We start from the raw sequence: 22,758 nt of genomic DNA on the forward strand, positions 1-22,758 counted from the left end.
AATAGCAGACCAAGAAAACGATTGGGATTCAAAACACCAAATCAGGTATTCTATAACATCATTTAGCGTTGCACTTGGTGTGTTAATCTAGGAAATCTAAAACCAAAATAAACCCACAACAAGAAACCTTCATCCATATCGTGCACAGTAAGCGGCTACAGCCTCTAAAGAAGCAGCCGGCTGTAAGCTGTGTTGAGGCCGAAAGAACTATCGACAAGGCCTATCTTGCTGAGCTGGCGGGGTCTGATGAGTATGTATCGATCGCTTTTTGTTATAAAAACTATAATGAAGCCACTAAACCACGCCTCAGTCCGAACGAAAGCTGTGCTGTTATCAGTGTCGCTAAAGCTAAAGAGTTATTACATACTGAAGAACTGGCCGAAGAGGCTTTAACTTCAGTCAGTATTATTTTGTTCAGTGCAGTGTCTCAGACCTTTGGTGGGTTTTTGACTGATGGTGAAACCAGCAAGCGTTATGTACTGTCTAAAGGCTCAGAGTATGCGAATTTGTCATCACTGTAACAACCAGTAATCAGTCGCGCCTGGTGATCGTAGCTGATTGCTGAACGCTGTAGGCAGCTGCCCGTGAAAGTATACTGAGTAAGTGATTAAAACAAAGAAGCCCGTGGCTATGAGCCACGGGCTTCTTTGTAGCAGACTTAAAATATAGACTGATATATTTTACTCATCGATAATCTTCGCTCACAAAAAAGCCCAGCGCTAATGGCTGAGCTTTTGCATACTGTGATTTACTTAAGTTTTATTGTATTACGCTTACTGTGCTAGTAATGCTTTACCAACTACATAGTTGGTAGTAATACGTTATCAATAACATGAACGACACCATTAGTTGCCATCATATCTGTAGCAACGATATTAGCCGTGTTACCGCTAGCGTCGGTGATGACATTAGCATCACTGATAGTGAATTTTTGACCGTTTACAGTCTCAATCTCAGAGCCGTAAGGAATGTCAGCCGCTTTAACTACCATAGGAACTACATGATACGGAAGAACAGTTTTTAGCAACTCTGTATCCGCTAATAGCTCTTCTTTGGTGACACCAAGCTTGGTCAACAAGGCAGCAAATGCATCGTCAGTAGGTGCAAATACAGTGTATTCGCCAGCATCCATCATCATAGTATCCAGACCAGCGGCCTGTAGTGCTGCGGTTAAGATCGTTAGATTTTCGTTGCCAGCTGCCATTTCAGCGATACTTTGCGTAGCAACCATATCACCAGCCATAGCAGCGTCTTCCGCCATTGGCTCAGCTTCAGTCATTGGATCAGCTTCGACCATAGCTTCTTCAGCTACAGGCGCATCAGCAGGTGCAGCAGCTTCTTTGTCACTACAGGCTGCTAGTGATAATGCGGCCATGGCGATAGCTAGAGGTAATAAAGTCTTTTTTAACATAGGTGTACCCTTATGGATATTAAGTGGATTACTTATTTAGTGAGTAACAGTCTTGTTCGACTGACGAAATTTCTTGGAAATGGGCAAAAGTAAGTGTTAATAAAAACCAACTGTCAATGATCTGGCGTTAGGAGCTGACAGTCGTTATTTTATTACCAAACATTTACATTGAGCTGAAAAATAGTAAAGCCAACATGAATATACTATATCCAATATTGGCAGTTTTGTAATCAGCGTATTGTAAATATTCGCTACCTTTAAAGATTTGAAGCTAGTTTATTTAGGCATGAGTACTTTGTCAATGACATGCACTACACCATTGTTGGCAGCAATATCTGTTTTAAGAAGAACCGCAGTACGGCCTGTCTCGTCCATCAGTTTGCCATCAGCAGTAACTGTTAGCGTGTCCTTGCTAGCCGTCATGAGATTGCCCGCCATTACGCTTTTGGCGTAGATTGGCGATTTACCATCAATCACATGATAACCTAAAACTTTAGTGAGTAGTGGTTTATTAGCAAACAATTGCGCCTTAGTCATGTTACTTTCTTGTAATAGCTGCACAAAGGCGTCATTGGTTGGTGCAAAGACCGTGTAGTTACCTTTAGGATCAGATAACATTCCGCCTAGACCAGCAGCTTGTACCGCCTCAACCAACACTGAGAAATCAGGGTTGCTTTGAGCAACTTGTACGATGTTCATTCTTGCCATGCCTTCAGTGTTCACGGAAGCATTTGCCATAGCCTGAGCGCTCATACCACTATCTTTCTGTGGCATCATATTATTACAAGCGCTAAGAGCAAGTGCTGATACAGCTAATGTACCTATAGCAGCAATTTTAGTGAATGTCATAGTGTTATCCTTAATAATTGAGTATGTGCTACTTATCTTGTTAAGTTCTTACCGTTTAGCATGTTCTGTTCCAAGGTCAGTCATTTATAATCGATATTCATAATTATTGGCTAATAGTTTGCCATTAATAATTAATTAGTAGCACTTACTAAATGCAGTCCCTTATCAACTTAAATTAACATATAAAGTAACCTTAACTACCTGCGTTTATGCTACTTTTTGTAATACCTGTGTAAGTTTTGTCTACTTTTGAAACAAAACTATGAGTTTTATTTTGTTATTGAAAATTATTGTACGAGTATTAAGTATTTGATAGTTGTTAACCCATAGTATCCTTGATGTTGGCCCTGATATTAGCATGGTAATGTCTTTGAATTTTTTGAGAGTGTTAGCTAGAGCTAGTGCATTAATTGCCGTTTGCTGGCAAGTTGACCACTCATATTTATAATTGTTATTTATCGTGCCTCTTAATTGCTCAAGATGAATAATCACGTGAGCGCGAGCACCGCCTTTTTCATGCTAAAATACCAACGATTTGGCCCTTTTCTTTCTTTAATTTGTAATCTTTCCGCTTTCACTCCTATTTCATAAAATTGACAATATAAGTAGTGTTCCTATGACCTCGACAACCTCTTCTCAAGCTGATAACACCCCTACTACCGCCACGCTGCCGGGCGACGATTTTATCCTGATCCCACCAGCGGTATTTCCATATAAAGCGCAACAGCTAACAGTAAGAGCGCGTATTACTGAACAAATGGCATCAAGAATTTTGATGTTAGATGGCGCGATGGGTACTCATATTCAGAACTATAAGCTTGAGGAAGCCGATTATCGCGGCGAGCGTTTTGCCAATATCAGCCAAGATGTGCGAGGAAATAACGACTTATTGGTGCTGTCACAGCCGCACATGGTGAAAGAGATTCATCTTGCCCACCTTGACGCTGGTGCAGACATTATTGAGACCAACAGCTTTAACGGTACACGTCTATCGATGGCCGACTATGATATGGAATATCTGGTCCCTGAACTAAATAAGGCCGCAGCGAGAATTGCTCGCGAAGCTGCTGACGAATTTAATGCTAAGACCCCAGAGAAGCCGCGGTTTGTCGCTGGGGTCTTAGGGCCCACATCGCGTACCTGTTCGCTGTCACCTGATGTCAACGATCCCGCGTTCCGTAATATTACCTTTGATCGCTTGGTACTTAATTATCGCGAGGCGACATTAGCGTTAATGGAAGGCGGGGTTGATATCATCTTGATCGAAACAGTCTTTGATACCCTAAACGCGAAGGCAGCTATTTTTGCAGTAACCGGTGTGTTCGATGATATCGGCTTTGAGTTACCAATTATGATATCAGGTACCATTACTGATGCGTCCGGTCGTACACTATCAGGGCAAACAGCTGAAGCCTTTTATAACTCTGTTCGCCATGCCAAGCCACTTTCCGTTGGCTTTAACTGTGCATTAGGTGCCGACGCACTAAGACCTCATATTCAGACGCTATCAAATATTGCCAATATGTATGTGTCCGCACATCCAAACGCGGGCTTGCCCAATGAGTTTGGCGAATACGACGAAACCCCAGAAGAAACCACAGCGCTGCTCAAAGGCTTTGCAAAGGCCGGTATTTTAAATATTGTCGGTGGCTGTTGTGGCACCACGCCTGAGCATATCCGCCAAATTGCTAACATGGTCGCTGACTTTGCGCCACGCGTCATTCCTGAAATTCCACCGGCCTGCCGTTTATCTGGACTTGAACCCTTTAACATTACTTCTGATAGCCTGTTCGTCAACGTTGGTGAGCGTACTAACGTGACCGGCTCTAAGAAGTTCTTACGTTTGATTAAAACCGAAGCCTATAATGAAGCCCTCGATGTGGCTCGTGATCAAGTCGATGGTGGGGCGCAAATCGTCGATATTAATATGGACGAAGGGATGCTAGATTCTAAGCAAGCGATGATTCACTTCGTTAACCTAGTCTCTGGTGAACCCGATATCAGCCGGGTGCCCTTGATGCTGGATTCGTCTAAATGGGACATTATCGAAGAAGGCTTGAAGCGTACCCAAGGCAAATCCATCGTCAACTCCATCTCCTTAAAAGAAGGACATTCTGAGTTTGTTGAGCGCGCCAAGTTATGTATGCGCTACGGGGCGGCGGTCATCGTCATGGCCTTTGATGAAGACGGACAAGCCGACACTTACGAGCGTAAAACTCAGATTTGTAAGCGTAGCTATGACGTATTGGTCAATGAAGTAGGCTTTCCTTCTGAGGATATTATCTTTGATCCTAACGTTTTTGCGGTTGCCACCGGTATTACCGACCATAACAATTATGGTGCTGACTTTGTTAATGCCACACGCTGGATTACCGATAACTTGCCCAATGCCATGGTGTCAGGCGGCGTATCAAACGTGTCGTTCAGCTTCCGTGGCAACCCTATCCGTGAAGCCATCAACTCAGTATTCCTCTATCACACGATACAAAATGGCCTAACGATGGGTATCGTTAACCCCGCCATGTTGGAGCTGTATGATGACATTCCTAGGGAGGCCCGCGACGCCATCGAAGATGTCATGTTCAACCGCAATCAAGGCGAAACAGGACAGGACGCCACCGAAAGATTAATGACTGCTGCCGAAAACTACAGCTTTGGTGGTAAGAAAAAAGACAGCACCGTTGATATGACTTGGCGTGAAGGTACGGTTGAAGAACGTATTGCCCATGCTTTAGTCAAAGGTGTCACCACCTTTATTGAAGCGGATACCAAAGAAGCCTGGGAGAAATATCCGCGTCCGCTTGAGGTCATCGAAGGGCCGCTCATGGACGGTATGAACATTGTTGGCGATTTATTTGGTGCCGGTAAAATGTTCTTACCACAAGTGGTCAAATCTGCACGAGTGATGAAGCAGTCAGTCGCCTGGCTTAATCCGTACATTGAAGCAGAAAAAGTCGAAGGAGAAACCAAGGGTAAAATCCTGATGGCGACCGTCAAAGGCGACGTCCATGATATCGGTAAAAACATCGTCGGTGTGGTGCTCGGCTGTAATGGCTATGATATTGTCGATCTTGGCGTAATGGTACCCTGTGATAAAATCCTCGATACTGCCATCGCTGAAAAAGTCGATATCATTGGATTGTCAGGCTTAATTACTCCCAGTCTCGATGAGATGGTTTATGTTGCCAAGCAAATGCAAGAACGCGGCATGACCTTACCACTGATGATTGGTGGCGCAACCACTTCCAAAGCGCATACCGCAGTCAAAGTTGAACCGCAATATCAGAACGACGGGGTCATCTATGTGTCTGATGCCTCGCGTGCAGTCGGCGTAGTCACCAAGCTACTATCAAAAGAAAACCGCCAAGCATTAATTGATGACACTCGTGCAGAGTACATTAAAGTACGCGAACGCTTAGCAAAACGCCAACCGAAAGCCGCGAAACTGTCTTATGCCGAATCAATCGAAATTGGCTTTCAGCACGACTGGGACAACTATGTGCCCCCTACTCCTAATCATTTAGGGCAAGTGATATTTGATGATTATCCAATAGATAATCTAGTCCCCTATATTGACTGGACTCCGTTCTTTATCTCCTGGGGACTGGCCGGTAAATATCCTCAGATATTACAAGATGAGGTAGTTGGTGAAGCCGCACGCGACTTGTTTGACAATGCCGAAGACATGCTCAGAAAAATGATTGACGAAAAATTAGTCGTTGCCAAAGCCGTGTTTAAAATTGCGCCAGCACGTCGTACTGGTGCGGATACGGTTAGCGTCTATGACCACGATGACATGCACGACATGCATAGCGACACAGCAACCTATCAATTTGAGCATCTACGTCAACAAAGCGACAAAGCCAGTGGCACACCCAACTATAGCCTAGCAGATTTTATCTCACCATCAACTGATCGTACTGATTATATTGGCGGCTTCACCGTTTCGATAGCAGGTACCGAAACAGTCGCTGAAGCGTATAAAACCAACGGTGATGATTACAACGCCATCATGGTACAAGCCTTGTCTGATCGCTTGGCCGAAGCCTTTGCTGAGCATTTGCATAAGCTGATTCGTACAGACTATTGGGGTTATTTGCCTGAGGAAGGCTTGAGTAATGCGGAGCTAATCAAAGAAAAATACGTCGGTATCCGCCCTGCGCCTGGCTACCCGGCCTGTCCTGAACATACTGAAAAAGGCAAACTGTTCGATTGGCTTGGCACAGTCGATGCGATCGGTACGACCTTGACCGAAAGCTACGCGATGTGGCCTGCATCTTCGGTCAGCGGGTTTTATTACTCGCATCCTGAAAGTGTTTACTTCAACGTCGGTAAGATTAGTATGGATCAGGTAGAGAGTTACGCTGACCGTAAAGGCTGGGACATGAAAACCGCTGAGAAGTGGTTGAACCCGAATATGTAGATTATTAATTAAGCTATCGCATTCAGCTAATTTACTAAGGTTTTATTGATGTTTTTTTGGCGTACGAAAACTAAAACTCGTGCGCCAAATTTTTTGTGTGCCAAATTATTTTAGACGCGTAATCTCAGCAGTGATTTTTTAATATCTTTGTCGTAGCGATGAGACAACTTATTGTTGTGCAGATAAGAAAATACTTTTATTAGTTTTAATCAAAATACATGTTAGCTTATCAGCTACTTTATTATTTTTGCGAGAAGGATTTTGAATAAAATTGCAGCACTTTCGAGCTGGATTGGCAAAACCTTTGCCATTTGGGCGTTACTCAGCGCAGTTTTAGGGTTTATCTTTCCTGAATTATTTGCCTCATTAGCATTTCTTATCGTTCCAATACTGGGCATTATCATGTTTGGTATGGGTATGACCCTAAAAACCACAGACTTTCTAGAGATTATAAAGCGGCCAAAACCGGTACTGATAGGTCTATTAGCACAATTCACGCTTATGCCGTTAATAGCCTATTTATTGACAGTAGTATTTCAGCTTGATCCATTAATAGCGGTAGGGGTTATTTTAGTTGGCTGTTGCCCAGGCGGCACTTCTAGTAACGTTATCACCTTTTTAGCCAAAGGCGATGTGGCTCTTAGTGTGGCCATTACCTCCATATCTACTCTACTTGCACCGTTTTTGACCCCTATCCTGTTAGAGATTTTTGCCGGTCAATTGATTGATATTGATCTAGCCAGCATGATGATAACCATTATCAAAATAGTTATCCTGCCTATATTATTAGGTATCGTCGTCCATAAATTTCTTGGCAATAAAATTGAATCTGCTATCAGTGTATTGCCCATAATCTCAGTATTGGGTATCTCAATTATTATCGCTGCAGTAGTTGCTGTTTCTAAGGCCACCATTTTAGATAGCGGTGCTCTGGTCTTTGTAGTCGTGGCATTACACAATCTAATCGGTTACAGCTTAGGGTATTTGCTCGCCCTATTCTTTGGCTTTACTGCAATGCAGCGACGGGCCATCATGATTGAAGTAGGCATGCAGAACTCTGGACTTGGGGCTGCACTGGCCGCTACTTACTTTAACCCTGTCGCAGCGCTGCCAAGTGCCATATTTAGCGTTTGGCATAACTTTAGTGGCGCACTAGTGGCTAATATTTGTGCCAAAAAAGATGCTAAATAATCAATAACTCTAACAATTACTTCTCAGAGGTATGCGCTTCAAGATAGGTAAAACCAGGACTGCTCAGCTAGAGAGTTATGCTGAGCGTAAAATGTTCTGTCTTGATGTTTTACCGCCTAGTTCTGAAGATTTGAGCTGAATATGACGAATGATATTGCTATGTTCAAGAACAATATCACAGCCAGCACTATCAACTTCGGGTTTCATTACTTCAAGCTGACAATCACCTTTTTTCCACGATAGTTTAAGCATTTCACTGATAAATAAATGTTCAATAAGCTGTTCTCGAAAGCTTGACTGTTCAAAATGTTTACTCATAATTTGTCTTAATACTTTAAAAACGACTCAATTCGTCAAGTTTATATTTTTTATAATTTTATCACTAACCATAATTACTGGCAGCAGCATCACTACTTCTATTTTTCGATTATCCCTCGTTAAAAAATACCGGTCTTTTTTTGCCTTAATCTCAACTTAGTTATCAACTTTGTCCTTCCCCCGCCGACACCGCTCAGAACAATAAATAACCGGCTCCCAGTCCTTTTCCCACTTCTTGCGCCAGCTGTATTGTCATAACTCATCTAAAATATCTTAAAATACATAAAAAGGCTAAGGGCATAAACAAAAAAATAAGGCCACGAATGGCCTTATTTTTTTAATTACTTTTACTTTTTAACTATTTTGGTAATAAGGGTAATCACTATAACCAATGTCAGTGCCGCCATACATAGTGGCAGGGTCGGCCTCATTGAGTGGCCAGTTATTGGCTATGCGCTCAGGTAAGTCGGGATTAGCAAGAAAAGGACGACCAAAGGCAAATAAATCACCATAATCTTTGGATAACATATTGACTGACTTCTCTACAGTATATTTACCTGCATAGATAATACGTCCTGAAAACTCTGCTCTGACCGCTTGATAAAATGACTCCGGTAAATCAGGAGCATTATCCCAATCGGCTTCAGCAATAGATAAGTAAGCAATGCCCGCTTGTTCGAGCACTTTGACCGCTTCAACATAAGTGTGGTGAGGGTCTGATTCTACTAAACCTAAATACACGCGGGTCTCATTGGTACTGGCAAATAAAGGCGCAAACCGCACACCCAGACGATCAGCACCAACGACGTCACTGACAGCTACGACGATCTCTTTTAAGAAGCGCAGACGATTGGTCAGCGAACCTCCATATTGGTCATCACGTGTATTACTGTGCTCAGAGATAAACTGATTCACTAAGTAACCATTAGCACAATGAAGTTCTACACCATCAAAGCCAGCTTCTAATGCATTACGTGCTGCTTGGGCGTACATATTTACTAGCTCGCCAACCTCGTCCGTGCTAAGGGCACGTGGTACGCTTGGATCATCTAAAGCCCCTTCGCCTGGGCCTGTTTCGATGAATACTTTTACATTATCAGCAGCTATAGCAGAAGGCCCGATAGGTTGGGCTGCGTTTGGTTGTAAGCTGGTGTGAGACACGCGGCCTACGTGCCAAAGCTGAGCAAAAATAATACCGCCCGCTGCATGTACGGCTTGCGTTGTTTTTTTCCAGCCTTCAATTTGGGCTTGTGAGTGTATACCTGGTGTCCATGCGTAGCCTTGACCTCTTGGCTCAATCTGTGTGCCCTCGGTTACCATAAACCCTGCTGAGGCGCGCTGTGCATAGTAGCTCGCCATCAAGTCGTTAGGAATATTGTCAGGTTGGGTGCTGCGAGAGCGTGTCAACGCTGGCATCACAATACGATTTTTGAGCGTATACGGTCCAAGTTTTACAGATGAAAATAAAGTGCTGGTATCTAGATTAGGCTGTGTCATAAAACTCTCTTTTAAAGCAAACTAATGGGCTTATCATTTGAACCACGTCACCTGTTTTGAGGTTTGATTGGTTACTTAAGCAATATTGGTAAGCATAGAGTTTTACAGGTACAATTAGAAACAACCGTTTTTTGTTTAAGATACAACTATGAATGGTATTAATCGGCTCGATATCAAGCAGCTTAGAGTGCTACACGCGCTGCTGGATCTAAAAAACCTCTCGCAAGTCGCACGCAAAATGGGGCTAACGCAACAAGCCATTAGTGAGCAGCTGCGTAAGTTGCGCGATTTATTTGATGATCGCTTATTTATTCGCCAAGGCAATACCATGGTGCCAACGCCAAAAGCGCTATCGATGCAGCAGCCCATTAGCCTTATATTAAAGCAGTTAGAAACACTGTTAGAGCCTGATGTGTTTTCGCCGCAGACCTATAAAGGTGTGTTTACGATTAGTGCGACCGACTACGCAACACAGGCACTGTTACCACAGCTGTTTAATATTACACGCCGAAAAGCACCCGGTCTAAAATTAATAGTACGCGACTTTGCCTCCGACAATATTAATCAGCTTATTACAGCAGGTGAGCTTGACCTGCTAATTACCTTTCCAGAATTCATTCCTGATAACTTAGCGTATGTGACTTTGCTTGAAGAGCAGCATTTATGCATTACCGGCTGTGGCAACGAATTTATAAAAGAGCCGTTAACACTGGCGCAAATTGCCGCTCATCCACAGCTGGTGGTATCCCCTTCGCGTGCGAATCTGCGCGGCTCTCACGATCAGTGGTTTGCAGCAAGAGGGCTTAAGCGAAATATTGTTATGTCGGTTCCTAGCTTTTCGGCGGTGCCCGATATCCTACATACCACCGATATGATTGCCTTCTATCCTGCGCGACTATTACCCAGTAGTAAGGTTAAAAAATTAGAAGTGGAGGACTTGCCACCGACATTCAAGGTCATAGCAGCATGGCATCCACGTACCAGCGACAGTCCCGTTCACAGTTGGTTAATTAAGCAACTACAAGAGTTATAGAAATATTAGTGCTTACTTGTTCTATCGTCGTGAGCCTTGCTCCGCCGACACTTCTCAGAGCAATAAATAACCTGCTCCCAATCCTTTTCCCACTTCTTGCGCCAGCTAAAGGGCCGCTGGCAGACGGGGCAGATTTTTTGCGGTAGGTTTACTTTTTTATGTGCCATCGTCTGCTTCCTTGTTCCCGTATATTTCTACTTCACTATTAACGCCTATTTATCTTCTTTTTGATGATCTAGCCCTTCGTATTTTTTCACGCGTCGACACTGATCTGAGCAATAGACCATACTCTCCCAGTTTTTATCCAACTTTTTACTCCAGCTAAACTCTCGGAGGCAAACCGGACATTCTTTTTTCCGTACATTTTTCTTTTTTTGTGCCATATATTTCTCATTAAATTGTTTAATACCTAAATTATTTAGGACATTAGTGACTTAACACTAATTTTAAAACTTAAAAGTTAACGACCCCACACTGGGGATCGAACCACTCCGCCTGCCTTACTGCTGATAGTATAACTTGTACCGCCAGATAATGACTGTATAACTAAACTACCACCATTTTGGGCACTGCCTTGCACATTTTTGGTTGGATAGACGGCATAACCACCACTTGGTGATAGGCGTGCTGGTTCATCCAGACCCGTTTCTGCTAGAGTGACGACTTGTCCGGTTGTTAGGGTCATCACCGCTGCTTGACGACCGTTCAGATAACCCATACGTGTGCCATCAAGACTGAGCTGGGGACTGGCTGCATAGCTACTGGTAGATATCTGAGTAGCATTACCAGTCGCGAAGTTATAACGATAGATACGTGGACGGCCAGCGCGGACTTTATCACTGGTATATACGAAGCTTTGCCCATCGGCAGCGTAACTTGGCTGTACTTCGGTGCTTGGTAAAGTGGTCAATTGCGTGGTGGCGCCAGTGCTCAAAAGCATCTCATATATGTCGGCATTGCCACCAGCCGTCGAACTATACAGCAGCTTTTGTCCATCTGGTGAAAATGACGCAGATAAATTGCTACCATTAACGTTTACCACTAGATTATAAGCGTTGCTATTGCGATCATAAATATAAATTTTGGGCGACTGTCGTGGCACTTGCTTACTATAGGCCAATAGCTGTCCATCGGTTGACCAGGCTGGCGAATATATATATCCGTTGAGTTGCTCGATTAATTGTCGCTCGCTGCCGTCAGGACGAATACTATAAAGCGTAGATATTTTAGCAGAACCTACACCCTGTTCTTCTACATAAGCTATACGACCTTGACGATCTACGGTTGGCATCGACGCTGTTAACGGATTATTAGCCATGCTACTACTAGCATTATGGGGTTTAATGGCGGTTGGCAAGGTGGTGCAAGCACTCAAAATACTCAAGGCCGCAGCAATAGTAGTGACAGCAACCACTCTATCGATCGAGCCGTACTTGACTGGACGCTGATGGATGGAGCTTTGATTGATAGAGCTTTGATTGATAGAGCTTTGATTGATAGGACACTGGTGAATGGTAGGACTAGTCATAAGGTAAAACTCAGTTGATTTTGACCACAAGCAGACATATGAATAATATATGATAAACAACACTACTCATATTTTAACTCAATTATCTATCAGCTTTGCACTAACAATACGCTAAAATTTACTTAATTTTTATTGGTTAATTGGCTATTTATTAATACTACTTATTGATACTGCCTATTAATTCTTCTGCGCCATAAAAAACGCCCCACTAGATTATAGTGAGGCATTTTTTATATATAAACCATTTAGCTTTTTTATAGTTATAAAATTATTTAAGCTAAAAAGTTATGACTAAGCAATTATTAATAACCACTTATTTAGAAACTGCTTTGAACTGTGCAACTTGACTGGCATTTTCAATCATCAACATAGGCACATTATTCGCATTTTTACTTATACTATATTTACCTTGTACGGTTGCCATTGTAGCGGTATCAAAGCTGGCTTGTGGTTCAGGACAGGCCATCATGGTGCTAAGTACATTGTTTAATTTAACATTGCCGTTAACAATCGAGTATTCAGCACCTATGTTATTACAAGTATTCATAAAAGTAACGCGATCATTGCCGTTAACCTTCATGAAGTTTAGGATTAATGGCTTGGCTGGATCGAAGAATAGCTGGGTAACCTTAGCGCCATTAGTACGCTTGGCTTCAACGAGCTGCCAGTTATAAGCTTGTAACGCATCATTAGTAAGCGTCTGAGCAACTGGGGTAGTAACGCTTGGGGTTGTTTGGCAACCGGCTGCTAGCGTACCTACAGCCAGAGTTGCTGCCATCATTATTTTAGTCATGTTTTTCATATAAACTCCTGGAATAGTTAAATCGATAGTTAAATCGATAGTTAAATCGATAGTTAAATCAAAAATGGTACTGGTACTTTTTTAAATTGAATCGACTGTATTTTTATTTTCCTAATATCTACTATTTAATAAAACTTACTATTATTACTTACTATTATTTAGCTTAACTAATTAAACTTTACTGGCTTAAATAATGGGGCCAGTATGCCGTGACAATATGTGACTGTCATGACAGTTTATGTATATGCTTCAGACAGAGTTTGTTCTCAAGTAGGGTTGTTTTGCTACTAACCCTTGCTAGTTTTACTGGTACCTGCTAACTGATTATTAGGGAGTGTAGAAGACTATTATGTAATACCTCTCTAATTAATACCTCTCGATCATTTTATGTTACGAGACAGTTATTTTATAGATTTGCTTTTTTGAGATGACTGACCTGATCCCGGTATAAGGTTTTAGGATTGGGTTGACCACAATACTCTGTAGGCAGTGCTGCTGGAAACTTGGCATTGAATTGGGACGCACCATCAGTAGACAAGGCTACGAGCGATTGCCAACCATCTTATTCCTATATTTTTGCAATACTGATTTCTGAGCCGACGTCCGTAAAACCACCAATGAGCTCAAAGAAACCTAACGTAACCCGAGTGGTTATACTGCCTTTTGAAAATACTAATAAAGCTGCATCTGCCGTTTTTGAGCCTTGCTCTGGACTTGAGACTGCGGTGGCAGAAGCGACGTATTCTGGTGCCACCCCAACGACATAGCGAATATCAATACCGCCCTGACTGTGGCCAAATAAGTTTACTTTTGGACTTCCTAAGATGGCAGCAATGGTTCTAACCTGTTGCAGCAATTACTCGCCACGAATCTCACTGTTATTGATAGCAGAGGTTTTGGTATGATTTGAACTGGGGTTTTTGCTACTGACCAGTTTGCAACCGTTGGCATTGGCACAGTTGTAATATTGTGCGGCTTGAGCAAAGATAGTTTGCAGGGTTAACAGCAATATACCGGCACCAATAGCCCCAACAGTGGGTAAAAATGCAAAAGAAACGCCTCTATTTATGGGTAAACTTAGAATTATGGAGAAACTTAGAATACATTACGAATATCCTTGGTAATATTCAACAAGGTTCTGTTAACTTACTACAAAATCAGACGACTATTCGGACGACCATATAGTCATTATGGTAATCATTATAGGCAACCAATGGTGTGTTTATAGTAGCTGGCGACCGTATATCAGGTCAAAACCGTCATCTATGCATTTATGATATAATTCAACCACATAAATTCCATAACTATAAGCACGATAATGATGACTAAAAAATCTCTAATCCAATCCCCCGAAGCGATAGAAAAAATGCGTGTCGCCGGCAAGCTTGCCAGCGAGCTACTGGTCATGTTAGACGAGCATGTCAAAGTGGGCATCAGTACTGAAGCGTTGAATCAAATTGCCCATGATTATATCGTTAATGTGCAGCACGCTATCCCAGCACCGCTTAATTATAATGGCTTCCCTAAATCGATTTGTACTTCGGTCAACCATGTGGTCTGTCACGGTATTCCTACCGAAAACAAACTGCTTAAAGACGGCGACATTATCAACATCGATGTGACGGTCATTAAAGATGGTTACTATGGCGACACCTCAAAAATGTGGATTGTCGGTAATGGCTCCATCATGGCCAAGCGCATTTGTAAAGTGGCACAAGATGCCTTGTACGCGGGTATGAAAGTGGTGAAGGATGGTGCACGCTTGGGTGACATCGGCGCCGCTATTCAAGAAGTGGTCGAGCCTGAACGCTTCAGTATCGTACGCGAGTTCTGTGGTCACGGTATCAGCAATGAGTTCCATCACGAGCCCCAAGTCATGCATTACGGCAAAAAAGGTACAGGCTTCGAGCTGAAGACTGGTATGACCTTTACTATTGAGCCAATGATAAATGAAGGCAAATGGCAAACCAAAATTCTACCGGACGAATGGACGGCAATTACTAAAGACCGTAAGCTGTCAGCGCAGTGGGAACATACCATGGTCGTAACAGATAATGGCTGTGAGGTATTTACTACCCGCCCCGAAGAAGATTTAAGCTTTTTGACTCAGTAATATAATAGAAGATCGCTTAGGCGGTCTTTTTTTTGGCCCATTTTATTGAAAGATTGGTAATATTTCCTAAATAATATTCCTTAAAGAGCCTGACTGATAGTTATCAAAAATACTATCGAGGTGCTTTGGTAGCCATAGCAGAATGAATTCTGTAATAAACTACTATAAAAGTATTCTACTGGCTTTGCTATAGGCCTATTATGTAAGGTAAGCATTACGCTTGCTTATTTTCTGCCTTTATACTTTTTATTACGCTTATTATGATTTTATTACACTTATTATTGTTCTTATTTTAAATTATTAATTGGATAACGCTCATGTTCACTTGCGATGTCGCCTCCATTTATCTTGCTCCGCTACCGCCACTATTATTAGCTCATGTACCAGTAGCAGACACTCCTAGAGACAATTTGCTACTGGGTATTCCTGAATGGCTAACGCAAATCAATGAGGATATCAGCCGAGAGCTTGAGTGCGGCGTTAGTATTCGTCAATTGGTAGCCGCACGTGCCTGTGCCATTGATGGCTTGCTAATCGCGTTATTCTCGTGGTTTAAGCTTGATAAAACCGATTTGGCACTATTTGCTACTGGTGGCTATGGTCGCGGTGAGCTATCGTTATATTCAGATATAGATATCTTGCTACTCTCCCCTAACGAAGTCGATAGCGATGTCAGCACGAAGATTGACCGCTTGGTGGCTATGTTATGGGATATTGGCCTTGAGCCGGCATTATCGGTGCGTAGTGTCGAGGACTGCTTGGATGCCGCGCTCGATCACACAACGGCTAGTAGCTTGCTAGAGGCCAGGCTATTGATTGGTAATGAGGGCTTACAAAGCGTTCCTGACGAAATCGTTAATAAGCAGTGGTCACAGCGTGATTTTTATGACATCAAAATCGCAGAGGCTAAAGGGCGTTACCTGCAACACAATGCCACAGAATATAATCTTGAGCCTAACATTAAGACCGCCCCTGGTGGCCTACGTGATATTCATATCATCGGCTGGGTGACTAAGCGTTACTTTCGGATCGGTAAGCTCTATGACTTGGTGCAACAAGACTTTTTGACTGAAAAAGAGTTTGATGAGCTGAACTTTGCCGAAGGCTATTTATGGCAAATACGTCATTATTTGCATGAGCTAACGGGCCGCAATGAAAATAAGCTGTTGTTTGATTATCAACGTGATATTGCTCAACGTATGGGTTACGAGACTCGATCCGATGATCAGCCTAATGCCGCGGTAGAGCGTTTTATGCGTGATTACTATCGCTGTGCGATGCAAATATCAACGCTATCTGAGATGCTGATTAATCATTACTATGAAACCATTATAGAGCCGAATCTGCCTGATGATGAACGTCCGAGCAAACGTCCTCTGAATGCCCGTTTCAATCAAATCGGTGACCAAATTGCGATGGCGCATCACCGCATTTTTGCCCAGCATCCTGAAGCAATTTTAGAGATGTTTTTACTCATGGGTCAATACGGCATTAAGAATGTCCGTACCCGAACCCTACGTGCGCTAAAAATCGCAGCTCGCGGTATCGATCAGACTTATCGTGATAAACCTGAGCATCAAGTGTTATTTTTGGCCAATATAAAAGAACAAAACTATCTGTTCCATCGTCTACGGGCTATGAACCGCTATGGCGTACTAGGCAACTATATCCCAGCCTTTGCGCAAGTGACTGGTCTGATGCAATATGATTTATTTCATCGTTATACGGTCGATGCGCATACGCTGTTTCTGATTCGAATTTTACATCGTTTTACCGATCCACGCTTTTATGAAGACTTTCCGCTGGTCAGTGCAATTTTTCAGCGTATTGAGCGTAAAGAAATTTTAGTATTAGCGGCGATGTTCCATGATATTGCCAAGGGTCGCGGTGGCAATCACAGTCAGCTTGGTGAAACTGAGTCGATTGAGTTTTGTCTTGCACATGGTATGAGTAAAGCCGACGCCAACTTGGTCGGCTGGCTAACCCGCTATCACCTCTTAATGTCGCTGACCGCCCAGAAAAAAGATATCTCCGACCCTGAAGTCGTGACTATTTTTGCTGACTTAGTGAGTAACGTGACTCACCTCAATCATCTGTATGTTTTGACAGTCGCCGATATGAACGCAACCAATCCACAACTTTGGAACAGCTGGCGGGCGACCCTTATGAAGCAGCTTTATTCGCAGACACGGCGTATTTTGCGTGCTGATATTGATGCGCCGACTAATCGGCAAGATATGATCAGTGCCACGCGTAAACAAGCGCTTGTGATGTTAGACAATGTTGATAATCAACACATGGATCGCGATGAAGTGCTCAGATTATGGGATGATTTGGGCGATGAGTACTTTTTGCGGGAGATTGTGGAGGACATCTTATGGCATACCGAGGCTATCTTGAATCATCCGCCTATTGGTCGTGCCTCTGACGCTGATAGCGCACCGTTAGTGGTGCTGCGTGAACATCGAGAACTGGCGCTTGATGCCGTACAGGTCTTCATTTACACCCAAGATCAGGTCAACTTATTTGCCGTAACTATGGCCGTATTTGATCAGATGAATTTGGACGTTTTAGATGCGCGTATTATCACCGCTACCCGTGATTTTGCCTTGGACTCTTACGTGCTACTAGATCGAAGTGGCACGCTATTAGTCGATGAAAACAGTCAACAAGAGCTTAAGCAGCAACTGATTGATGCCTTTAAAAACCCTACTGCCCCTAAGCTTACCCAAAAACGTATCCCGCGCCAGCTTAGACACTTTGAAGTGGAGACTATTATTAGCTTTGAGTTTAATGAGGCGTCAGAACAGCACATAATGAGTTTGCAGACGCTTGATCAGCCAGGACTGCTAGCGCGAGTAGGACAGGTGTTCTTGCAACAAAAAATTGAAGTTCACTCTGCCCGTATTACTACCTTGGGCGAACGCGCAGAAGATATGTTTTATATCAGTGATCAAAACGACGCACCCCTATCTGCGCACAAACTTGAGACATTACATGCGGCTCTGAAGGCCAGTCTTAGCATACGTAGCGATGGTACCTATGCTTAGTGAAATGCTTAGTGGAATGCTTAATGGAAGATTTAGTGAAAAGTTTGATAGCAGGCTTGATAGAGGTCATGGCTTAAAGAGTATTGCTTAAAAACACTTAGATCATGCTTTTGTAGATCATCTCGCCGGCATAGGGTGTCAATTCATCGTCGGCAAGCTCTGGTGGTAAAGCTCTCGCTTCTATTATATTTTTTCCTAGTAAAAGCCGTCCGGCATCGACTTCTTTTTGCAATAGGCATTGCAAGCTCGCCAGACGTAATTGCGCCTCATAACGGTCATGAATATGCTGTAAAGAGATCGGCGTATGGGCATGAATATCAGGAAAAATACTATCATTGGCTAAGACCACCATCTCGTTTAGCGCTTGTTCACGCGCTAAGTCAGTGTTATTGATATTGCTTTGGAGATGATTGGCCAGCTGATCTTTGAAGCTAAACATAACAACAAAAAATACTATCTGGAACCCGAGTACGGCCATATATTGCCATAAGGGTGTTGATATATTTAGTAGTTTACTCATTAACATGAGTAGTATAGCCACTACCACAAAACTGACAAACTGCCATAGCAGCCACATGATTAAGCTATTGTCCCCAAACCAAAACATTTGCCGCTCTTTTAGCATAGTAAAGCGCTGACATGCTCGCCACCATTGCTGCTCACGCTGCTTTAGCTGCTCATAAAACTCAGAGTACTGGGCATTATCATTGGAAAATTTGGGCATGTCAGTCAAGCATCCTTACAGTAGCTCCATTATTAGCCCACCAAGTTATATGGCGGTCCTTACATCGATTGTTATAAGATATCAGCGATAAGACAAAAAATTAAAGAAGTGCTAAACTGCTCTAATGTAATTTTTCTTTATAATTTTATTACTATTTGTCTATTATAGATATCATACTTACGAATCACAACTTATAGTTATTATGCCTATGAACCACAATCTAACGCACTTGCACCCTTATCCCTTTGCAAAAATGGCCACTTTGCTTGCCAGCAGCAGCCCCGCCGCTAACTATTCTGAGATTAAGCTCGGTATTGGCGAACCAAAACATGCGCCACCAGCATTTGTGTTGGACGAACTAAAAGAAAATCTAGACAAGATATGTCTTTATCCAACCACCAAAGGTATTTTTGAGCTGCGTCAAACCATTGCCCATTGGCTTGAGAAGCGCTTCTTTCTCCATCATGTCGATGCCAATACCGAAGTTTTGCCAGTAATGGGCACGCGTGAGGCAATTTTTAGCTTTGCGCAAGCAGTAGTTGATCATAAGGATACGGAGGCCAATAAAGAGAACATTACAGAAGCAGGTACAGAAAATCCGCAGACTGGCTCGGCTAAGCACAATCCTACTATCGTGATGCCCAATCCTTTTTATCAAATTTATGAAGGCGCGGCGATACTGGCACAAGCAACGCCGTACTTTGTGCCCTGTACGCGTGATAATGTGTTCAAAGGTGATTACCGGGCCGTACCAAGAGAAGTTTGGGAGCGAACGCAGCTGTTGTTTGTCTGTAGCCCGAACAATCCCACCGGCTCGATGATGACGATGGATGATTGGGAGTTGGTCATTCGTTTATCAGACCAATATGGTTTTATTATTGCTAGTGACGAATGTTATAGTGAGCTGTATTTCGACACCGCGCCTATTGGCCTGTTACAAGCCTGCACGACTCTCGGTCGTAACAGTTTTAAAAACTGTGTGGTGTTTCACTCCTTATCAAAGCGCTCGAACCTCCCTGGCCTACGCTCAGGGTTTGTGGCTGGCGATGCCACTATTTTGCAGTCATACTTACAGTACCGTACCTATCAAGGCTGTGCGATGCCGATACCGCATCAGCTTGCCTCTATCGTCGCCTGGCGGGATGAGAAGCATGTGGTACAGAACCGAGCGCTATATCAAGAAAAGTTTGCACTATGGATGGCCGAGCTTGGTGGGTTATTACAGCTACGGATGCCAGAAGCGGGATTTTATTTTTGGGTAAAAGTCCCTGAACAGTTTGACTGCGATGATGAGATTTTCGTCAAAGCGCTATATGAGCAAGCCAATATTCATGCATTAGCGGGACGCTATTTATCGCGTGAGGTGAATGGCAAAAACCCAGGACAAGGCTATGTCCGTATTGCCTTAGTTGCTAGTGTTGAGGAAAGTCGCGAGGCTATTAGCCGCATCCGTAAACTGCTTAACGCCTAAATTAAAAACCTCAAGGCCAAAATTTAGCATTGTTAGCCGCTTAAAGGCCAAGGGAATAAAAGCCTAAAAATTTGCGATGTTAAAGATTTAAAAGAATCCCTGATAATATCAATGTTATCAGGGATAAGTGGCAAGATAGTGCTATAGTAAAAGATAGTGCTATAGTTAAAGTACCTTAAAAACGCGACGGTACTGCTGATATAAGCTTTTGTAGCCTCTGTCTGCATAGGCACAGCAAGCAAGAAAAACTTATGCCAGCAGTAGGTTATGTATCGATATTACTTTTCATTGACTATATCTGCCACCTGCCAAGCCGTTCTTACTAAACGTGCCATCAAGGATGATGCCATGCCCCATCTTGATTTTACCCAGCCTCCCTTTGACGTTTTAAGCCCAGCTGAGCGCCAAAGTCTTAAAAAAAACACCCAAGTCCGCTATCTTGCCGAAGATGAAATCTTACTCGCTGACGATTTGCAGTACTTTTTTGTCGTACTAAAAGGACAGATTGAGAAAAGTCTGGGTGGCGAGTTTGTGGCTACCTACTTGGGCAGTAATCACTCCGATCATATTAATAGCAATGACTGGTTTGACAGTCGCCGCACCCCTGAATCACATGCCCAAGAGAGTGACAATACGCAGCACTATCAGTTCCGTGCTGCCGAAGACACCTTGCTGCTACAAATTGATGGGGCAGCGATTGATAGGATTAGTGCGCAAAACCATCTGGTGCGTCAACTGTTATCAGATAAGCTTCCTGAACGCTTAAAAGCCTTGCAACAGCGGCGCAGTGCCCAAGGAATAGGCGCTGCCGCTACCAGTTATACTGCGCAGCAAGAAATCCAGCAAATCATGTTACGGCCCATAACCGATGTTATTTTATTACCGGTACATATTGTTGATGCAGATAGCAGCTTATATCAAGCAGCGCGTATCATGACTGAGGCAGGGCTTAAACATGTGCTAGTAAGACCATCAGGTCATTTAGAAAACGTAAACAGCTCAGACCGTACGTTAGGAATTTTAACTGACACTGATATTTGCCGCGCCGTCAGTGATCAGCAAAATCCTGCTACCACTTTATGTCAACGCTATGCTAACTTTAATCTACGCACTATCGATGCTGATGATGAGATTGGCGATGCGCTATTGACTATGACCCGCTACCGTATTCACCGCTTGCCGGTGATTGATGCTAATGGCAATGTAGCAGGCGTGTTGGGTCAAAGTGACATGCTCGCTCATCTCGGCCATCATTCCCAGCTGATCAGTATCGAAATTGAACAAGCCAAAGATTTAGACAGTTTGGATACAGCTGTCGAGCTGATTGGACGCTATATTCGAGCGCAGCAGCAAAACGGGGTCAAAATTGGTATCGTCAGCCGGATGGTACAGACCCTTAACGCGCAGGTGTTTACCAAGCTATGGCAATTGATTGTCCCTGATGACGTTATGCAAAATACTTGCGTAATTGTAATGGGCTCAGAAGGCCGCGGCGAGCAGATCATGCGCACAGATCAAGATAATGCGCTTATTATCCGCGATGACTATTCGCATCCTGAGTTGGCGCAGTTTGCTGACGCCTTTAACAATCAATTGGCAAAGCTTGGCTATCCACTATGTGATGGCAATATTATGATGACCAACCCCATGTGGCGACAACCACTCAAGACTTTTAAAACCCAAATTAGCTTATGGTTTAAGAATACCGATCCGATGCATGGTATTTATTTGTCTGCGATACTAGACGGTGATTACGTTTGCGGTGATGAGTCATTACTGACCCAAGTACGCGAGCATTTAAAAGTGGCACATCGCCAAGCAGATGGTATGTTCGTACGGCAGTTTGTTCGTGCCGCCTTACAGTTTGGCGAAGTCAATCAATGGTGGCAAAAGTTTGCCCCTCTCCTTGGCAGATCCAGCTCACACGATATTGATCTCAAAAAGTCTGGGCTGTTCCCACTGGTACACGGTATTCGTACGCTGGCGTTAGAGCATGATATTTTACAGGTCCCAAGCTCCAGAGACCGACTAAAAGCATTGGTACAAGCCGGCGCATTGACGCAAGAGCGCGCAGATAACCTGGGTGAGGCATTAGAGTTTTTTATGGCACAACGTTTGGCAGTCGCCTTAGCCACAGATGATAAGTATGCGCGGCAAATTGATCCAACCACCTTGTCAGCACTTGAGCGTGACGTCTTAAAAGAGTGTCTAGCGGTGGTCAAAAGCTTCAAGAACCAGCTGCGTCGGCACTATCAGTTAGAGATAGGATAGTAGTTAGAGATAGGATAGCAATTAGAGATAGAATAGCAATTAGAAATAAGATAGACAGCTAAAGATAGAATAGAGGG

General features: G+C 43.3%; 19 protein-coding genes and 1 pseudogene. 8 read left to right on the top strand and 12 right to left on the bottom strand.

Annotated features, from left to right (window positions below; translation table 11 throughout):
- Positions 1–140: 140 nt before the first annotated feature.
- On the top strand, positions 141–521 hold the full coding sequence (locus RCH20_RS11490; protein ID WP_327193688.1) for a hypothetical protein: 381 nt from the start codon (positions 141–143) through the stop codon (positions 519–521).
- A 278-nt stretch (positions 522–799) separates the two neighbouring features.
- On the opposite strand, the gene RCH20_RS11495 is transcribed toward RCH20_RS11490, so the two are convergent.
- Both RCH20_RS11495 and RCH20_RS11500 read right to left on the bottom strand, forming a co-directional pair.
- Positions 800–1,411: a fasciclin domain-containing protein gene (locus RCH20_RS11495; protein WP_209958736.1), complete on the bottom strand. Its 612-nt coding sequence runs from the start codon at positions 1,409–1,411 to the stop codon at positions 800–802.
- Between the two features lie 276 nt (positions 1,412–1,687).
- Entirely contained in the window at positions 1,688–2,260 is a 573-nt protein-coding gene (locus RCH20_RS11500) for a fasciclin domain-containing protein (protein WP_327193689.1), read from the bottom strand.
- Positions 2,261–2,876: 616 nt separating this feature from the next.
- On the opposite strand from RCH20_RS11500, the gene metH reads away from it, so the two are divergent.
- Positions 2,877–6,683: a methionine synthase gene (metH, locus tag RCH20_RS11505; protein ID WP_327193690.1), complete on the top strand. Its 3,807-nt coding sequence runs from the start codon at positions 2,877–2,879 to the stop codon at positions 6,681–6,683.
- A 261-nt stretch (positions 6,684–6,944) separates the two neighbouring features.
- Positions 6,945–7,874 carry a bile acid:sodium symporter family protein gene (locus RCH20_RS11510; protein ID WP_327193691.1) on the top strand — a complete coding sequence of 310 codons (930 nt, stop codon included), beginning with the start codon at positions 6,945–6,947 and terminating at the stop codon, positions 7,872–7,874.
- A 75-nt stretch (positions 7,875–7,949) separates the two neighbouring features.
- On the opposite strand, the gene RCH20_RS11515 is transcribed toward RCH20_RS11510, so the two are convergent.
- The 3 genes and pseudogenes from RCH20_RS11515 to RCH20_RS11520 form a co-directional block, all read right to left on the bottom strand.
- Positions 7,950–8,192, bottom strand: coding sequence for a hypothetical protein (locus RCH20_RS11515; protein ID WP_327193692.1), 243 nt, complete (start codon positions 8,190–8,192; stop codon positions 7,950–7,952).
- Between the two features lie 156 nt (positions 8,193–8,348).
- Positions 8,349–8,435: pseudogene (locus RCH20_RS12530) on the bottom strand (DUF2256 domain-containing protein); the annotation flags it as partial.
- A 111-nt stretch (positions 8,436–8,546) separates the two neighbouring features.
- Positions 8,547–9,689: an alkene reductase gene (locus RCH20_RS11520; protein ID WP_327193693.1), complete on the bottom strand. Its 1,143-nt coding sequence runs from the start codon at positions 9,687–9,689 to the stop codon at positions 8,547–8,549.
- Between the two features lie 148 nt (positions 9,690–9,837).
- Here RCH20_RS11520 and RCH20_RS11525 point away from each other — a divergent pair, with 148 nt between their 5' ends.
- The gene (locus RCH20_RS11525; RefSeq protein ID WP_327193694.1) at positions 9,838–10,722 is read left to right on the top strand and encodes a LysR family transcriptional regulator; all 885 of its coding nucleotides are present in this window, start codon (positions 9,838–9,840) and stop codon (positions 10,720–10,722) included.
- A gap of 5 nt (positions 10,723–10,727) precedes the next feature.
- Here RCH20_RS11525 and RCH20_RS11530 read toward each other — a convergent pair whose 3' ends face one another.
- The 6 genes from RCH20_RS11530 to RCH20_RS11555 form a co-directional block, all read right to left on the bottom strand.
- Complete coding sequence (locus RCH20_RS11530; protein ID WP_209955260.1) at positions 10,728–10,889, bottom strand: DUF2256 domain-containing protein; 162 nt, start codon at positions 10,887–10,889, stop codon at positions 10,728–10,730.
- 45 nt (positions 10,890–10,934) lie between these two features.
- Positions 10,935–11,105, bottom strand: coding sequence for a DUF2256 domain-containing protein (locus tag RCH20_RS11535; protein WP_209955262.1), 171 nt, complete (start codon positions 11,103–11,105; stop codon positions 10,935–10,937).
- Between the two features lie 77 nt (positions 11,106–11,182).
- Positions 11,183–12,250 (bottom strand): Xaa-Pro aminopeptidase, encoded by a 1,068-nt coding sequence (locus RCH20_RS11540; protein WP_327193695.1) that lies wholly within the window; start codon positions 12,248–12,250, stop codon positions 11,183–11,185.
- 313 nt (positions 12,251–12,563) lie between these two features.
- Positions 12,564–13,052 carry an META domain-containing protein gene (locus tag RCH20_RS11545; RefSeq protein ID WP_209955264.1) on the bottom strand — a complete coding sequence of 163 codons (489 nt, stop codon included), beginning with the start codon at positions 13,050–13,052 and terminating at the stop codon, positions 12,564–12,566.
- Positions 13,053–13,620: 568 nt separating this feature from the next.
- Positions 13,621–13,908, bottom strand: a complete 288-nt coding sequence (locus RCH20_RS11550; protein WP_327193696.1) for an esterase/lipase family protein — start codon at positions 13,906–13,908, stop codon at positions 13,621–13,623.
- Complete coding sequence (locus tag RCH20_RS11555; protein WP_327193697.1) at positions 13,909–14,061, bottom strand: hypothetical protein; 153 nt, start codon at positions 14,059–14,061, stop codon at positions 13,909–13,911.
- A gap of 297 nt (positions 14,062–14,358) precedes the next feature.
- On the opposite strand from RCH20_RS11555, the gene map reads away from it, so the two are divergent.
- Together map and glnD are read left to right on the top strand one after the other, a co-directional pair.
- A complete protein-coding gene (gene map, locus RCH20_RS11560) occupies positions 14,359–15,165 on the top strand; it encodes a type I methionyl aminopeptidase (RefSeq protein ID WP_442793136.1) in 807 nt (268 codons plus the stop codon).
- 317 nt (positions 15,166–15,482) lie between these two features.
- Complete coding sequence (gene glnD / locus RCH20_RS11565; protein ID WP_327193699.1) at positions 15,483–18,215, top strand: [protein-PII] uridylyltransferase; 2,733 nt, start codon at positions 15,483–15,485, stop codon at positions 18,213–18,215.
- Positions 18,216–18,312: 97 nt separating this feature from the next.
- On the opposite strand, the gene RCH20_RS11570 is transcribed toward glnD, so the two are convergent.
- A complete protein-coding gene (locus RCH20_RS11570) occupies positions 18,313–18,939 on the bottom strand; it encodes a hypothetical protein (protein WP_209955269.1) in 627 nt (208 codons plus the stop codon).
- A gap of 208 nt (positions 18,940–19,147) precedes the next feature.
- Between RCH20_RS11570 and dapC the strand changes: the two genes are divergently transcribed.
- A complete protein-coding gene (gene dapC / locus RCH20_RS11575) occupies positions 19,148–20,410 on the top strand; it encodes a succinyldiaminopimelate transaminase (protein WP_327193700.1) in 1,263 nt (420 codons plus the stop codon).
- A gap of 348 nt (positions 20,411–20,758) precedes the next feature.
- A complete protein-coding gene (locus RCH20_RS11580) occupies positions 20,759–22,681 on the top strand; it encodes a DUF294 nucleotidyltransferase-like domain-containing protein (protein ID WP_327193701.1) in 1,923 nt (640 codons plus the stop codon).
- Positions 22,682–22,758: the final 77 nt, after the last annotated feature.

Origin of the sequence: Psychrobacter sp. PL15, assembly GCF_035984995.1 — a bacterium.
Classification (GTDB): Bacteria; Pseudomonadota; Gammaproteobacteria; order Pseudomonadales; family Moraxellaceae; genus Psychrobacter.